Here is a 14,618-nt window from a genome sequence, read left to right on the forward strand (position 1 = left end):
GCTGACCGACAGATAGTATGTCGCGCAGAACATCTATCACCAACAAAGTTGACATCTTCAGCTATTCTGTCGGTGTGACCGGCGCGACCATCGGGACGGACCCGTCCGAGGACGACCTCGGCTGGCTGCTGGGCGTGGTCTTCCGGGCCCACCTGAAGGCCGCCGAGCGGGCGCTCGAGGGGATACCCGGCGGGCCGCGCGGCTACCAGGTGCTCGCCGCGGCCGTTCGCGAGCCGGTCCGCAACCAGGGCGCCATCGCCGCCGAGCTCGCCATCGACCGGACCGTCCTCACGTACCTGATCGACGACCTGGAGCGGCGTGGTCTCGTCCTGCGCCGGGCCGACCCCGCTGACCGGCGCAGTCGCCTGGTCTGCGCCACCGACGAGGGCCGGGCCGTCTGGCGGCGGCGGCGGGAGGCGCTCCGGCACGTCGAGTCCCACCTGCTCGCCCCGCTCGACCGGGCCGAGGCGGCCACGCTCCAGGCGCTGCTGCGGCGCGTCGCCGGTGCGGCGCAACGCCGCGATCCCGTGGCCGACCTGTGCCAGGTGGTCGACGAGGTGCGGTCGACGGAGGGCGGGGCCGCGCCCGGGACAGGATCTTCAGGGTCGACCGCGTGACCCCGCGGGCGCGCGACGGCGACCCGGGGTGACGCTCACGGCGCGGCCGGAAGCGGCCCGGCCGCGAGGGCGATGGTGAGGTCGAGCACCGTACGCGGGTCGGTCAGCCGGTTGCCGTAGAGCTCGCGGAGCTGGCTCATCCGGTAGCGCACCGTCTGCGGGTGTACGAACAGGTCGGCGGCGACGTCGTCGCGCCGGCCGTGGTGCATCAACCAGGAGCGCAGCGTCTCGGCGAGCCGGGCGGCGGTGGCCGGCGGCAGCGACGCCAGCGGCTGCAGCACCCGGGCCCGCAGGTCGGCGAGCGCCTCGGTGTCGGCGCTGACCAGCAGACGCACCAGGTGGCACTCGGTGTCGAGCGGTTCGCCGGCCTCGGGGTACTCGGTGCCCAGCGCGACCAGCCGGGTGGCCCGCCGGTAGGAGGAGGCGGCCTGCGTCCACGGCCGCGCGGGCCCGAGCACCGCGCGCCGGCCGTGCAGCGTACGGGCGAGCAGCCGGCGCCGGTCGCCGTGCATGTCCGGCACGAGGAGCACCGCGGTTTCCGCGCCCGGCTCGCTCCCCGGCAGGTCGTCGCCGCTCTCCAGGGTCTGAGCCGGCAGCAGGGCGAGCGCGGCGCGCAGGTTCGCCTGGGGCAGGAGGACGACGGTGAGCGTCTGCGGTGGCGACCAGTCGGCACGTTCGGCGCTGCGCAGCAGCACGTCCTCGGGCTCACCGGCGAGCAACTGCTGGGTGAGGCGTTCCAGGTTGCGGCGGTGCGCCCGGCCGGCGCTGGCCAGCTCGTCGGCGTGCCCGGCGACGCTGGCGGCGGAGAGTTCGTCGATGTAGGCGAACATCAGCTCGGCGAACTCGGCGACCGTCGCCGCCGGCAGCCCGCCGCGCACCGCGATGGTCGACATCTCCCGCCAGGTGACCCGCGCCCCCACCCGGTACGCGGCCTGCAGCGCGTCCATGCTGCGCCCGGAGCGGGCCTCTCCGCTGCCCAGGGCGTACGCGGCATCGAGGGCGGGGACCAGGGGCGTGCTCGGGTCGGAACCGGAGGAGGGCTCGACCAGCTGGAGGAAGGTGCCGAGGGCGATCTGCACGGCGTTCTCGATCTTGTGCCGCATCTGGCCGGTCAGGGTGCCGGAGTAGCTGGGCACCTCGGCGGTGATCGCGGTCACGATCCGCTCGGCGAGCAGCGGCAGCCGATCACGCAGCTCGCCGGCCACCCGCTCGTCCAGATCGAGACCGGCGGCCCGCCGGGTCGCCTCGGACCGTTCCGGCACGTTTGTTCCTTCCGCACAAGTAGAGCAGCCCGGTTCACCTTCGCGGGCCAAGATTTTATGCCATTGTGCCGCGACCATCGGGGTATGACCACCACGGTGCCGCGCCCACCCGAGTCGACGCCCGTGCGGCGCCGGATCCTGCGGCTCGCCGCGGCGGTCACCACGCCGCTGCTGCCCGACGACTACCTCGACCTGGTCGCTCCGCTGCGCTCCGGCGCCGACCTGCGAGGCCGTATCGTCGCGGTGCGTCCAGAGACCCGGGACGCCGCGACGGTGGTGATCAAGCCCGGACGGGGCTGGCGGGGACACGTCCCCGGGCAGTACGTCCGGCTCGGCGTGGACGTCGACGGCGTACGCCAGTGGCGGGCGTACTCGGTGACCTCCGCCCCCGGCCGGCGCAACGACCCCATTGCGATCACGGTCAAGGCGATCCCGGACGGGGTGGTCAGCAACCACCTGGTCCGGCGCGTCCGGCCGGGCACGATCGTCCAGCTCGACCAGGCCCAGGGCGACTTCGTGCTGCCGCCCGCCGTTCCGCGGCGGGTGCTGCTGGTGACCGCCGGCAGCGGGATCACCCCGGTGATGGGCATGCTGCGCAGCGGCGTCCTCGCCGGAGCGGAGGTCACCCTGGTCCACTCGGCGCCCACCCCGGCGGACGTCGTCTTCGGTACGGAGCTGCGGGACCTGGCCGCCGCCGGCGCGCTGCGACTGGTGGAGCGGCACACCGACCGTGACGGCCAGCTCACCGCCGCCGACCTCGCCGGCATCGTCCCCGATCACCTCGACCGGGAGACCTGGGCGTGCGGGCCGATCGGGCTGCTCGACGCCCTGGCGGAACACTGGACCGCCGCCGGCCGCGCCGACCGGCTGCACACCGAGCGGTTCCGCCCGACGGTCATCTCTCCCGGCGAGGGCGGCACCGTCACCTTCGGCCGCACCGGCGTGACGGCGGACGCCGACGGCGCCACCCCGCTGCTCGACGTCGGTGAGGCGGCCGGCGTACTCATGCCGTCGGGCTGCCGGATGGGCATCTGCTACGGCTGCGTGCTGCCGCTGCGTCAGGGCGCGGTTCGCGACCTGCGCAACGGGGCACTCACCACGGCGGTGCCCGGCGACGGCGTACTCATCCAGACCTGCGTGTCGGCCGCGGCCGGCCCCTGCGACCTCGACCACTGACCCGGAGGCCGACGTGACAGTCATCCAGCGCAAGCCCGTCAACCCGATCGCCCACCTCACCGCCGAGGACATCGAGGTCATCGGCAAGGAGCTCGACGCGATCCGGGACCGGGTCCTCGCCGAGCGGGGCGAGCGGGACGCCCGCTACATCCGCCGGGTGATCAAGACGCAGCGGAGCCTGGAGATCGGCAGTCGGGCGGTGCTGCTCGTCTCGCTCTTCCCGCCCGCCTGGATCGTCGGGACCGTCGGCCTGTCGATCGCCAAGATCCTGGAGAACATGGAGATCGGGCACAACGTCCTGCACGGCCAGTGGGACTGGATGCGCGACCCGAAGATCCACTCCACGACCTGGGAGTGGGACCACGTCTCGCCGGCCGACCAGTGGAAGCACTCGCACAACGAGCTGCACCACCGCTACACCAACGTGATCGGCAAGGACAACGACCTCGGCTACGGGATCATGCGCGTCGACGAGGACCAGCCGTGGCACCCGATGCACCTGGGCCAGCCGCTGTGGAACTTCATCAACGCCTGCTTCTTCGAGTACGGCATCGCCGCGTACGACCTGGAGCTGGGCGAGAACCTGAAGAACGGGCGGCACAAGGACCCGGCGTTCCGGGCCCGGGCCCGGGCGGTCGGCCGCAAGATCCGCCGTCAGGTCCTCAAGGACTACGTGCTGCACCCGCTGCTGTCCGGCCCGTCCTTCCTCACCACGCTCGCCGCGACCTTCACCGCCAACCTGGTCCGCAACCTGTGGAGCCACTCGGTGATCATGTGCGGGCACTTCCCGGAGGGAGTCGAGACGTTCGCGAAGACCTCGATCGAGGGCGAGTCGCGCGGCGAGTGGTACCTGCGGCAGATGCTCGGCTCGGCCAACATCAGCGGCAGCAAGCTGATGCACATCATGACCGGGAACCTGTCCCACCAGATCGAGCACCACCTCTTCCCGGACCTGCCCAGCAACCGCTACGGGGAGATCGCCCCGGAGGTGCGGGCCCTGTTCGACCGGTACGGCCTTCGCTACACCACCGGCTCGCTGCCCCGGCAGGTCTTCTCCGCCTGGAAGAAGGTCTTCCGGCTCTCGCTGCCCAACCGCAAGCCGCGAGGACGGGTCGACGGCACGCCAGCCCCGGCTCTCGCCACGACGGGTGCCTGACCGCATCAGTCCCTGATCGTGACCGAAACCTGCCGTCGCTTCGCGTAGACGAACCGGACCAGCATGACCTCCAGCATCCCGTAGTCGACCTTCGTCAGCTCGGGAAAGCCTCGCTTGAGCAGTGCGGTCCGGACGTCCTGGAGCAGTTCGTCGTCGAGCCGCTGGTCGTCATCCCGGTAGGGGATCGGGTAGTTCGACATCCGGTGCCTCCGTTCAGGCTGCGATCACATACGGCAGCGCCGAGTTGCAGGAGCGCCTCGGTGTCTCCCGGGCGCGCATCGTGCAGATCGTCTCCCGGCCCGACTTCCCGGAGCCCTTCGACCGGCTGGCCGGGGGAGCGGTGTGGCTGGTGGAGGACGTGGAAGCCTGGATCACCGAGCACCGGCCGCACCAGGCTCGGGGCGCTGACCCGGACGAGCGCTGAGCCGGCACGAGCGGTTGTGCTTACGGTCGCGAGGTGAAACTGGTCGCCCTGTCCGACATCGCCGAGCTTCTAGGCGGGGTGTCACGTACCAGGGCGACCGAGATCGTCCGCCGGTCCGGGTTCCCCGAACCGATCGACGTCGTCGGCAACGGTCGGATACGAACCTGGGCGCGCTTGTCGGGCTCACTCCGCCAGGCCGTCTGCGACCTCGCCGGGGACGACGAGCAGCGCATCGCGTACGCGTCCGGTCAGTCGCCGAGAAGCGCGTCGCCGCGCGCGGTGCGCACGTAGAAGACGAGCCGACCGGCCCGTTGCCGAGTGACCAGGCCCGCGGCCGCGAGTCGCGAGAGATGGGCCGAGACTCCGCTCGGGTTCAGCCCGGTACGGCGGGCCAGTGTCGTCGTCGACGGGGTCGCCAGCTCGACCAGCAGGGTGGCACGAGCCTGGCCGAGCACCGGGGCGAGATCGGCCGCTGGTGGGCCGTCGATCCACATCGAACCCACGCCCCGGGCGGGATATCGCAGCACCGGAGCCCAGGGCTCGGTCGCCTTGACGAAGACGTTCGGCCACGCGAACAGCGACGGCACGAGCACCAGGCCGCGCCCGCCGAGTTCGTAGTGCAGGTCCAGGTTGGGCCGGTTCACCGACAGGACGTCGTCGGACCACGAGATCGCGGGATCGAGTTCGGAGAACATCCGGTGCGGGCCCGCGTCGGCCAGTTGCCGTGCGCGGAACATGACGTCGCTTTCCAAGATGCCGCGCATCTTCCCCCAGTGCGGCGCTAGCGCGAGGCCCCAGTAGGTCCGCATCTGGTTGACGATCATCGGAAGGGTGCGGCGCGGGGCGCGACGCAGCTCCGACAGCGAGGCCGGCAGCCGGTCGCCGTACACGGCCGCGAGTTCCTTGCGTATGACCGCCGCTGGCGTTTCCCGAACGGCCGCGAACTCCACCTCGGGCTCGGCGACGGGCGAGTGCGGCGCTGGCGCGAGGAAGCCCGGCAGCTTGCGTTCCGGCGTGATCACCAGGTCGTGCAGCTGGCGCAGCTCGGGTGAGGCCAGCACTGCCTGCCGGTGGCGGCTCACCCATGGCAGGTGTACGGCGTGCGCGCCGGGATCGCCGAGCACCCGGAGGCTCGCGACGACCTCCCAGGCAGGGGAGATCGCGAACCTGACGCTCGCGAGATCGGCCAGGGACAACGACATTCCAGCATCAGATCGGCTCCACGAGGATTCATCGTAGTCTGAATCGTTGGCACGGGTAGGCGGCCGGCACCGAGGGTTCGGGCATGTCGATCCAGCACGCCCCCCGCCGTGAGTCCGACGCCCGGACCTTGCCTCGTGACTTCACTCGCTACCTCGTCGCCGCCGTGGCGGCGAAGTGGGGCTTCAACATCGCCAAGGTCGCCGTCCCGCTCGTCGCGATCACGTCGCTCGGCGCTGGTCCGAGCGCGGTGGGCGCACTGGCCGCCGCCGGCACCGCTCCCTTCCTGTTGCTTGGACTGCCGGCGGGTGCGTGGCTTGAAAGCGTCGCTCGTCGTCCGGTCATGGTCGCCATGGATCTGGTCCGGTTCGCGCTCATCGGCTCGGTACCGGTCGCCGCCGCCTTCTCCGCCTTGACCATGACCCAACTGTGGATGGTGGTGTTCCTCAACGGCGTCGCGACCGTCTTCTTCGACGTCGCGATGCAGAGCCACCTGCCGGATCTTGTCGGCGGTGGGAACGGCGCACGCCTGGTCGCGGCCAACGGCCGGCTCGGCATCGTGGAGCAGGTGGCGTTGGTCGGCGGTCCCGCACTGGCCGGCTGGCTGGTCGGCCTGTCGACAGCCTCGGCGGTTCTGATCGCGACGGCACTCGGCTATCTCTGGTCGGCGCTGTGGATCCGGCGCATCGAGCAGCCGGAGCCACGACGGGTCGAGGTCGTACGACGCTCGCTCGCGATCGAGGTGCGGGAGGGCCTGTCGTTCGTCCGGCGCAACGACACCCTGCGCGCGATCGCCGTCGCTGGAGCGCTCGTGAACTTCGCGACCGCGGGCACGGTCGCGATGCTGCCGCTCATCCTGGTCCAGGAACTGCACTGGTCGGAGACCCATCTGGGTTTGTTCCTCGGTTCTGGCGGAGCCGGTGGCCTGCTCGGAGCGTTCTTCGGGCAGCGGGTGTCGAGGGTCCTGGGTGCCGGTCGCTCGGTGCTCCTGATCGGGCTGGTGATCGCCCCGGTCTCGTTCGTGCTACCGCTTGTCGGTCAGGCCGTTCCCGGGCCGGTCGCCGCGCTCGCGTGGGCACTCGTGATCTTCAAGGTCGGCTTCGACAGCGTGGTTCTGATGTCGTTCCGCCAGCACGTCACGCCTCCGCGGCTACTGGGACGCGTCAACGGCACTCTGCGCGTGATGTTCAGCGGTGCGCTCACGCTCGGCGCGGCGGCGGCGGCATCCGTCGGCGATCTCTCCGGCCCGCGTACCGCCACCTGGGTCGCCTGCGCCGCGCTCGCGCTGGTGTGGGTGCCGATCCTGCGTTCCCCGATGCGCCGGCAGACCCTCGACGGATCATGAACCTCCTGCCGACCCACGCCGATCATCCGCCCGCCATCCCCGGCAAGCTAGCCTCGGCCTTTCACGGCGGTCGTGATCTTGGATGGCTGGCGGGTGGGTAGATATGGCGAAGTGCCTGCCACGTAAGGAAAACTGCCCGGTGTCGAGTCGTGCAGGTTCCCCGTGTGAGAGGCACTTCGTAGGTGCAGATTACCGAGTGGTCCAAGGGCTTGTCCGTCGAGGCAGGTGGCCGTGGCGTGGTGTCGCACGTCGGAACGGCGCTGCTGCGGCTGCTGGCTGATCGCAGTGGGTTGACACAGGCGTTGTCGGCGGCGGTGGCCCGGCGGGGGTTCGCCCCGGGTCGGGACCGGGGCAGGGTGCTGGTCGACCTGGCGGTGATGATCGCTGACGGCGGTGAGGCGATCGCGGATATCGACGTACTGCGCCATCAGGGCGAGGTGTTCGGCCAGGTCGCGTCACCGGCGACGTGTTGGCGGGCCCTCGACGAGGTCAGCGACGTGCAGGTGCGGCGCATCAGCCGGGCACGGGCGAAGGTCCGGGCCCGGGTGTGGGCGTTGTTCGGGCAGGTCCCGGCTGCGTATGCCGCTGGCCGCAGCCTCGGCGACGACCTCGTCGTGCTGGACGTGGACTCCACGATCGTGCTCGCCCACAGCGACAAGGACGGCGCCGCGGCCACCTACAAGCACACCTACGGGTTCCATCCGATCTTGGTGACCTGCGACAACACCGGGAACTGCTCGCGATCCGGCTGCGGCCGGGTAACGCCGGGGCGAACACCGCCGCCGACCACCTCACCGTCCTCGCGGAGGCGTTCGCGCAGGTCCCGGCCGCTGACCGCAGGAACCTGTTGGTGCGTGGCGACTCGGCCGCCGCCACCCACACAGTCCTCGACTGGCTGACCGCGCAGAACGCCAAGCGTGGCCGGGTCGTGGAGTACTCGCTCGGCTGGTCGATCGGCGAGGCCGAACGCGCCGCCATCAGCGCGCTGCCGACCGCGGCCTGGTCACCGGCCCTGGCCGCCGACGGCGGCGTCCGCGACAGCGCCCAGGTCGCAGAGTTGACCGGCCTGCTCACCCTGGCCGGCTGGCCGCCCGACATGCGGGTGATCGTGCGTCGGGAACGACCACACCCCGGCGCCCAGTTATCGCTGTTCGAGGAACGCGACGGCTGGCGCTACACCGCGTTCGTCACCAACACCACCGTCGGCAACTTGCAGTGGCTGGAAGCCCGCCACCGCGCCCACGCCCGCGTCGAAGACCGCATCCGCTGCGCCAAAGACACCGGACTGGGCCGGCTGCCCTCCCGCGAGTTCGCGATCAACACCGCCTGGTGCCAGATCGCGGCCATGGCCTGCGACCTGATCGCCTGGCTACAACTACTCACCCTCGACGGCGATCTGGCCAAAGCCGAACCGAAACGACTGCGCTACCGCCTGCTACACACCGCCGCCCGCCTCACCCGAGGCCAACGCCGCCGCCGACTACGCATCCCATCGACCTGGCCCTGGGCCGACCAGATCACCGCCGCGTTCACCCGGATCGCGGCGATCCCCGCCCCCGGCTGACCAGCTCAGCCCCGTCCCAACAACCGGAGGAACCAAGGAGACCACGCCCACCGCCGCGACAGACGGCCCACCACCATGCCCTCGACCCAAACGCACCGAACAACAGCGACCAAAGACGCAGGGCCGAAACCGCCGACCTCAGCCGTGAACGATCGAGGCTAGTACTAGCGGAAATTGCCCGCAGGTGGCGGCCGCGCTGGGCATGAGCGACGAGGACCTCGCCAACTGGGTCGGCACCCTCGACCCCACCCGAGCGGTACGCATCCAGCAGGCGTACCCGCTCGCGTTCTTCGACCTGCACCTACGCCACCGGGGGCACCTGCTCAACGGCCCGAACCCGGCCTTCCCGGAAGTGCAATTCATCGTCTGAGGCGTTCCGAACAGCTCGAGCCTGGGCCGGTGATCGGTGGCGGTTGGTCGGTCCCGGTGTCAGACTCGGGCTGGTCACTGCCGCACGGAGGGCGTGGGATCATGCCGGACCAGCAGCACCGGCCGGGCGCGGACAGCGTGGAGCGGTTCGGCGCCCGGGTCACCATCGACGATCCGGTCGGCGCGTTGGCCGCCGCCCGCTACCGGCCGGTCGAGCTGCGGCTCACCGGGCCGCTGCCGTCGCCGATCCAGAGTGTCCGCCTCACCGCGCACACGGTGGACGGTGCCTGCCGGCTGTCCGCCGAGGTCCGCGCCACCGGTGTCCTCCCGGCGGGGGCCGTGCGCCTGCTCGCCCTGGGTGTGGCCGGCCCGGCCGGCTGGCTGCTCGCCCGGCACCTCACGGCCGACCCGGACGGGCCGCTGGCCCGTCGCGCGGGACGGCTCGTGACGGAGGCGTCCCGGCGGTTCGGCCGGCAGCCGGGCACCGCCGTGGCGGACCGGCCACGCCCGGTCGATCCGGCCGCCGCCGAGGTACGCGGTGAGGCGGCGGCGCTGGGCCTGCGCGCCGAGCCGGACGTGACGACCGTCGAGGACGGACGGCTGCTCACCCTCCGCGCCACCGTGCCCGCCGACGAGGTCGGCGTCGCGCACCTGCGCGCCCTGGTCGGGCTCGCCCTGCAGGCCGTCCGGGACCTCGCCGGCGACGACCCCGAGCCGCGGGTGCTGCGCGACCGGGCGTACGTGCTGCGCCGAGCCCGTGCCGCCGCGTCGGTCCGGCCGGCCGGCAGCGAGGCGGTGACGCTCGACCAGGTGGGCGGCCTCGACGACGTGGTGGCCCGGTTCCGGGAGATCGCCGTGTCGTTCCGGCACCCCGACGTGATGGCCCGCTGGGGCGCCCGCCGGCCGCAGGGCATCCTGCTGTACGGGCCGCCGGGCACCGGCAAGACCATGCTGGCCCGGGCGCTCGCGAACGAGATCGGCGCGGACTTCCGCGAGATCCGCACGCCGGAGATCCTCGACAAGTGGCTCGGCGGGTCGGAGCGCAACATCAAGCAGATCTTCCGCGAGGCGCGCCGCTACCGGCAGCCGACGGTGCTGCTGTTCGACGAGTTCGACAGCATCATCAGCTACGCCGGGGCCGGCGGCGACGCGGCCAGCCAGGCGGTCAACGCGGTGGCCGGCATCTTCAAGCAGGAGATGAACACCCTCTTCGAGGAGAACCCGAACGTCATCGTCGTGGCCACCACCAACTTCCCGCAGCGGGTGGACGCCTCGCTGGTCCGGTCGGGACGCTTCGACGTGAAGCTGTCGATCCCGCCGCCCGACGAGGCCGGCCGGGCGGAGATCATCACCAAGATGATCCGGGACCTCGTGGACCGGCACGAGCGGCCCGGCTTCCGGATGTTCGCCGACGACGTCGACCCCGCCGCCCTGGCCGCCGAGAGCCCCGGCCTGACCGGCGCGGACATCCGGGAGGCGCTGCGCCGGGTCCAACTCGCCAAGGCGATGCGGGAGGCCACCGGCGGCCGGCCCGCCGGCCCGATCCACCAGGCCGACCTCCGCGCGGCCGTCGAGGGCCTGCGGCGGGGCTGACCCGCGACGCCCGGTCCACGATCACCCGTCGCCGGCCGTAGACTGCGCCCGTGCGGGATCGACGGGCGGCTGCGCTCTGGTCGGCGTTCGCGCTGCTCGCCGCGGGGTCGTCGGCGCTGGTGGCGCTCCGCCCGGATCGCCTCTCCGACCTGCACATCTACCGGGGCGCGCTGCTGCATCTGCAGGGCGGCCGACCGCTGTACGAGTTCGTCGCCGACAACGGCGGCCCGTTCACCTACCCGCCGTTCGCGGCGCTCGTGCTCTGGCCGGTCGCCGCCGTGCCGGAGGGCGTGGCCCAGACCGCCTGGCTCGTGGTCACCTGCCTCGCGGTGGTCGCGATCGCCTGGCCGGTGGGCCGGATGCTGACCGGGCCCGGGGCGCGGCGCCGGCTCGTCGTACCGGCGGTCGCCTGCGTCCTGATGCTCTCCGCCCCGGTGCAGAGCAACCTGCGCTTCGGCCAGGTCAGCATCCTGATCGTCCTGCTCGCGCTGCTGGACGGGGCGGGCGTCGTTCCGGCCCGGTGGCGGGGCGTCCTCGTCGGCGTGGCCGCCGCGGTGAAGCTGACGCCGCTGCTGTTCGTCGTCCACTTCCTGGCCGCCCGGCGGTACGGCGACGCCGCCCGGGCGATCGCCGCGTTCGTGGCCTGCGGCGCGGTCGGTGCGGCGGTCCTACCGGCGGCGAGTTGGACGTACTGGACCGAGGCGGTGCGCAACACCTCCCGGATCGGCAACCTCGCCTCGCTGGGCAACCAGTCGGTGCACGGGATGCTGCTGCGGGTCGGTGTTGAGCCGGCGGCACTGCCGGCGGTCTGGCTGGCGCTGGTCGCGGCGATCTGCGCGGTGGCGCTCTGGCGGGCCCGGCAGTTGGTCGACGAGCACCGCACCGGGCCCGCCGCGGTGCTCGTCGGCTGCGCCACCGTCGCGGCCTCCCCGGTCTCCTGGACCCACCACCAGATCTGGCCGGTGCTGGCCGCGATGCTGCTGATCGGTGGTCACGGCCAGGCCCGCCGGGTCGGTGGCGTCGCCCTGCTGGTGGCCACCGTGGTCTCGCTCGGGGTGGTCCTGGCTCCCGTCTCGAGCCGGCCGGGGGTCCAGTTCCTGTTCGAGAACGCGCGGGCCATCGGGGTCGTCGTGCTCTGCCTGACCGGCTTCGGTGGCGTGGCCGTCGTGGCGGCACGCTCGCGGCGCCGGGCCGGCCGGGGGAGCGCCTGGGCCCGGGTGGGCGCCGTCGCGGCCGGGGCGCTGGCGATCTTCGCCGTGCAGCCGCTGCCGGCCGGCGCCGACCCCACCTTCAAGGCGTACACGATCTCCGACGTGGACAACCCGCGGTACTTCTTCGTCTGCCGCGGGCCGGCGCAGTGCGCGGCGTACGGGGGCGACACGCCGGTGACCTTCGGCACCCGGGCGGAGCCGACCAAGATCCGCGTCAACGGGGTGGTGTCGCCGGCGGTGGCCCGGCTGGAGTACCACTCCGCCCCGGGCGGCGCGCCTCGCGTCATCCCCCTGCTGGCGGCCTGGCCGGGCTCGCGGGTCTTCTCGTTCCGATCGGCCACGATGGCGCACGGCCGGTTGATCGCGTACGACGTGGACGGGCGGCCGCTCGCCGAGTACGCCGACGAGTTGACCGCGCCCCGCCACCGCGTCAGCGCCCCCGCAGTGACCCCCCGGTCGCCTGCCGTGCCTTGACGAACGCGAAGACGACGACCACCACCAGCGCGATCGCGCCGATGATCACCAGCCAGCGGACCGCCTCCAGGAGCAGCCCGAGCAGGACGAGCACGCCGGCGACGATGCCGACGGCCCACAGCACTGCCCGCATCTCGACCTCCCTCCCGCCACCCCGCGTACGCGAAGGGCACCGGCCACCTTCCCGGCCTGGCCGGCAACATGCCCGGCGAGCCGGAAATCGGCGCTCAGACCGGAGCGTGCGCGACGTAGACCGTGTTGGCGGACTCGCCGCCGGTCAGCGGGTTGGGAAACCGGACGACGTGGGACTCCGCCGCCGTGAACACCCCGGCGAGCACCTCCTCGAACGCCGGGTCCGGCGGGTCGTCGGACCAGAGCGCGAACACGCCCTCCGGGCGCAGCGACGCCGCGAGCCGGCGCAGGCCGGCCGGAGTGTAGAAGGCGGCGTGGCTCGGGTGCAGCACGTTGCGCGGTGAGTGGTCCACGTCGAGCAGCACGGCGTCGAACCGCCGCCCCGGGTGTTCCGGGTCGAGGCCGGCGTCGCCGGCCACCGCGGCGAAGAAGTCCGCGCGGGCGAAGCGGGTCCGCGGGTCGGCGGCGAGCCCGGCGGCGAACGGCAGCAGACCCCGCCGGTGCCAGTCGATCACGTCCTCGATCGCCTCCACGACCAGCATCGAGGCGACGCGGTCGTCGGCCAGCACCGTCCGGGCGGTGAAGCCCAACCCCAGGCCGCCGACGGCCACGTCGAGGGCGCGCCCGGTCAGGGGAGCGAGGCCCAGGCGGGCCAGTTCGATCTCCGCGACCGGGAAGAGGCTGGACATCAGGAACTCGTCGTCGAGCTTGACCTCGTACACCTCGACGTCGAGCGCCGGGTCGCGGCGCCGGCGCAGACTGATGGCGCCGATCGGGGTCTCCCGCCAGGCCAACTCCTCGAACCGTACGCCCATCGCCCGGATGCTACCGGTGCCGCGGGCCCGGGGCTCGCGCCGCGCGGCCGGCGTCGCCTTCGCGGTGGCGGCGGATATGAGCGGTGGTCCGGCGTCGCGCGACGGCGGGGCGGCGGGGAGTAGGCGCCCTCCGGCGAAACCCGGCATGGCGAACCCTGCCGGCTCATCCGGCGACCATGGGGCCCGGTCCCGGCGACGTTCTCAGGGCCTGGTCGCGGCGACCACCGTGTCCAGCGCGTCGACGGTGCGGCCGTCGACGGCGACCGGTCGCCGGGCCGTCTCCGCGCGGTGGATCCGGAGACCGGCGAGGCTTGCGACGACCGCCTCCGGGGTGAGCAGGACGGCGGGGTCCTGCGGCCCACCGGTGCCGCCGCTGAGGTTGGCCACGTCGTGCCCCACCACGAACACCGTCCCGCCGGGGCGGACCGCGTCCGTGGCGCGGGACAGCACGGCCGCGAGGTCGGGTGCCGGCAGGTGCAGGTAGGCGATGAGTACGAGGTCGAACCCGCCGGCCGGTGGCGCGTACGCGGTGACGTCGGCGACCTGCCACCGGACCGTCACGCCGCGCTGACGGGCCAACTCACGTCCCCGGTCGGCCGCGACCGCGGAGAAGTCGACCGCCGTCACGTCCCAGCCGCGTTCGGCGAGCCAGACGGCGTTGCGTCCTTCACCGGCGGCGAGGTCCAGCGCTTGGCCCGGCGGCAGGTCGGCCAGCTCCTCCACCACGAACCGGTTCGGCTCGGCGGTCCACACCAGGCCCGGTGCGGCGGCGTACCGGGCGTCCCATTCCTTGCTGTCCATCCTGCTGATCCTCTCCGGGCGACCGTGGCGATCACCCCATCTTCGCGGACCTACGGCACCGACTGGCCGTCGGCGGAGGCCGAGGCCACCTCAGCGACGAGGAGCGGAGCCCAGCACCGGTCGCCACACCGGTCGGCGTGGACGGCCAGGATCCTGGTGCCGGGTAGCCGCTCGGCCAGCCGGTGCAGGCTCCTCCTCAGCTGGTTCCGCTGCTCGTCGTCGGAGACCGGGTTCCCCGCGCAGTCGGAGTGGCCGGCGATGACGAGCGTGCCGCTGCCGTGCGCGCGCCGGGAGACCTCCACCTTCTCCAGCAGGACCTCCAGGCATCGCTCACCGGTCGCGGCCAGCAGGGCCTCCGGTCCCGGCTCGGTGATGGTGTCGATGTACTCGACGCCGAGGTGGTTTCGCATCCACTCGCTGAGAGGTTGCTGGATGCGCCCGTCGATGCAGGTGAAGATCGTCGCAAACCGATCAGGCAT

Annotated in this window: 15 protein-coding genes and 1 pseudogene; 9 read left to right on the plus strand and 7 right to left on the minus strand. The window is 72.5% G+C overall.

Annotated features, from left to right (window positions below; all coding sequences use genetic code 11):
• Positions 1 to 74 precede the first annotated feature (74 nt).
• Positions 75 to 617, plus strand: a complete 543-nt coding sequence (locus EV376_RS16715) for a MarR family winged helix-turn-helix transcriptional regulator (protein WP_486482657.1) — start codon at positions 75 to 77, stop codon at positions 615 to 617.
• 35 nt (positions 618 to 652) lie between these two features.
• Here the strand turns inward: EV376_RS16715 and EV376_RS16720 are convergent, their stop codons facing one another.
• The gene (locus EV376_RS16720) at positions 653 to 1,879 is read right to left on the minus strand and encodes a PucR family transcriptional regulator (RefSeq protein ID WP_130324327.1); all 1,227 of its coding nucleotides are present in this window, start codon (positions 1,877 to 1,879) and stop codon (positions 653 to 655) included.
• An 84-nt stretch (positions 1,880 to 1,963) separates the two neighbouring features.
• On the opposite strand from EV376_RS16720, the gene EV376_RS16725 reads away from it, so the two are divergent.
• The gene (locus tag EV376_RS16725) at positions 1,964 to 3,055 is read left to right on the plus strand and encodes a ferredoxin reductase (protein ID WP_130324329.1); all 1,092 of its coding nucleotides are present in this window, start codon (positions 1,964 to 1,966) and stop codon (positions 3,053 to 3,055) included.
• A 13-nt stretch (positions 3,056 to 3,068) separates the two neighbouring features.
• Entirely contained in the window at positions 3,069 to 4,211 is a 1,143-nt protein-coding gene (locus EV376_RS16730; RefSeq protein ID WP_130324331.1) for an acyl-CoA desaturase, read from the plus strand.
• 5 nt (positions 4,212 to 4,216) lie between these two features.
• Here the strand turns inward: EV376_RS16730 and EV376_RS30205 are convergent, their stop codons facing one another.
• On the minus strand, positions 4,217 to 4,411 hold the full coding sequence (locus EV376_RS30205) for a hypothetical protein (protein WP_165437925.1): 195 nt from the start codon (positions 4,409 to 4,411) through the stop codon (positions 4,217 to 4,219).
• Between the two features lie 44 nt (positions 4,412 to 4,455).
• Here EV376_RS30205 and EV376_RS16735 point away from each other — a divergent pair, with 44 nt between their 5' ends.
• Entirely contained in the window at positions 4,456 to 4,635 is a 180-nt protein-coding gene (locus EV376_RS16735; protein WP_486482658.1) for a helix-turn-helix transcriptional regulator, read from the plus strand.
• 248 nt (positions 4,636 to 4,883) lie between these two features.
• Here the strand turns inward: EV376_RS16735 and EV376_RS16740 are convergent, their stop codons facing one another.
• Positions 4,884 to 5,831: a helix-turn-helix domain-containing protein gene (locus EV376_RS16740; protein WP_165438016.1), complete on the minus strand. Its 948-nt coding sequence runs from the start codon at positions 5,829 to 5,831 to the stop codon at positions 4,884 to 4,886.
• An 89-nt stretch (positions 5,832 to 5,920) separates the two neighbouring features.
• Between EV376_RS16740 and EV376_RS16745 the strand changes: the two genes are divergently transcribed.
• From EV376_RS16745 to EV376_RS16765, 5 genes and pseudogenes are all read left to right on the plus strand, one after another.
• Positions 5,921 to 7,180 (plus strand): MFS transporter, encoded by a 1,260-nt coding sequence (locus EV376_RS16745; protein ID WP_130324335.1) that lies wholly within the window; start codon positions 5,921 to 5,923, stop codon positions 7,178 to 7,180.
• 182 nt (positions 7,181 to 7,362) lie between these two features.
• Positions 7,363 to 8,744: pseudogene (locus EV376_RS16750) on the plus strand (IS1380 family transposase).
• Positions 8,745 to 8,928: 184 nt separating this feature from the next.
• Positions 8,929 to 9,114 carry a hypothetical protein gene (locus EV376_RS16755; RefSeq protein ID WP_486482659.1) on the plus strand — a complete coding sequence of 62 codons (186 nt, stop codon included), beginning with the start codon at positions 8,929 to 8,931 and terminating at the stop codon, positions 9,112 to 9,114.
• Positions 9,115 to 9,215: 101 nt separating this feature from the next.
• Positions 9,216 to 10,706: an ATP-binding protein gene (locus EV376_RS16760; RefSeq protein ID WP_130324337.1), complete on the plus strand. Its 1,491-nt coding sequence runs from the start codon at positions 9,216 to 9,218 to the stop codon at positions 10,704 to 10,706.
• Between the two features lie 50 nt (positions 10,707 to 10,756).
• Positions 10,757 to 12,391, plus strand: coding sequence for a glycosyltransferase 87 family protein (locus tag EV376_RS16765; protein WP_130324339.1), 1,635 nt, complete (start codon positions 10,757 to 10,759; stop codon positions 12,389 to 12,391).
• On the opposite strand, the gene EV376_RS30210 is transcribed toward EV376_RS16765, so the two are convergent.
• The 4 genes from EV376_RS30210 to EV376_RS30915 all read right to left on the minus strand — a co-directional run bounded on the left by EV376_RS30210 (position 12,348) and on the right by EV376_RS30915 (position 14,618).
• Positions 12,348 to 12,524, minus strand: coding sequence for a hypothetical protein (locus EV376_RS30210; RefSeq protein ID WP_165438017.1), 177 nt, complete (start codon positions 12,522 to 12,524; stop codon positions 12,348 to 12,350). The two genes, EV376_RS16765 and EV376_RS30210, sit on opposite strands and share 44 nt — an antisense overlap.
• Positions 12,525 to 12,618: 94 nt before the next feature.
• Entirely contained in the window at positions 12,619 to 13,338 is a 720-nt protein-coding gene (locus tag EV376_RS16770) for a class I SAM-dependent methyltransferase (protein WP_130324341.1), read from the minus strand.
• Positions 13,339 to 13,539: 201 nt separating this feature from the next.
• A complete protein-coding gene (locus EV376_RS16775) occupies positions 13,540 to 14,139 on the minus strand; it encodes a class I SAM-dependent methyltransferase (protein ID WP_130324343.1) in 600 nt (199 codons plus the stop codon).
• A 50-nt stretch (positions 14,140 to 14,189) separates the two neighbouring features.
• The gene (locus EV376_RS30915; RefSeq protein ID WP_486482660.1) at positions 14,190 to 14,618 is read right to left on the minus strand and encodes a carbonic anhydrase; all 429 of its coding nucleotides are present in this window, start codon (positions 14,616 to 14,618) and stop codon (positions 14,190 to 14,192) included.

The sequence above is a fragment of the Micromonospora sp. CNZ295 genome (genome assembly GCF_004217535.1).

Excerpts from the sequence above, each read along its gene's own strand:
- EV376_RS16725 (WP_130324329.1), top strand. The coding sequence starts at position 1,964 with ATGACCACCACGGTGCCGCGCCCACCCGAGTCGACGCCCGTGCGGCGC.
- EV376_RS30205 (WP_165437925.1), bottom strand. The coding sequence starts at position 4,411 with ATGTCGAACTACCCGATCCCCTACCGGGATGACGACCAGCGGCTCGAC.
- EV376_RS16745 (WP_130324335.1), top strand. The coding sequence starts at position 5,921 with ATGTCGATCCAGCACGCCCCCCGCCGTGAGTCCGACGCCCGGACCTTG.
- EV376_RS16760 (WP_130324337.1), top strand. The coding sequence starts at position 9,216 with ATGCCGGACCAGCAGCACCGGCCGGGCGCGGACAGCGTGGAGCGGTTC.
- EV376_RS30210 (WP_165438017.1), bottom strand. The coding sequence starts at position 12,524 with ATGCGGGCAGTGCTGTGGGCCGTCGGCATCGTCGCCGGCGTGCTCGTC.
- EV376_RS16770 (WP_130324341.1), bottom strand. The coding sequence starts at position 13,338 with ATGGGCGTACGGTTCGAGGAGTTGGCCTGGCGGGAGACCCCGATCGGC.
- EV376_RS16775 (WP_130324343.1), bottom strand. The coding sequence starts at position 14,139 with ATGGACAGCAAGGAATGGGACGCCCGGTACGCCGCCGCACCGGGCCTG.
- EV376_RS30915 (WP_486482660.1), bottom strand. The coding sequence starts at position 14,618 with ATGCCTGATCGGTTTGCGACGATCTTCACCTGCATCGACGGGCGCATC.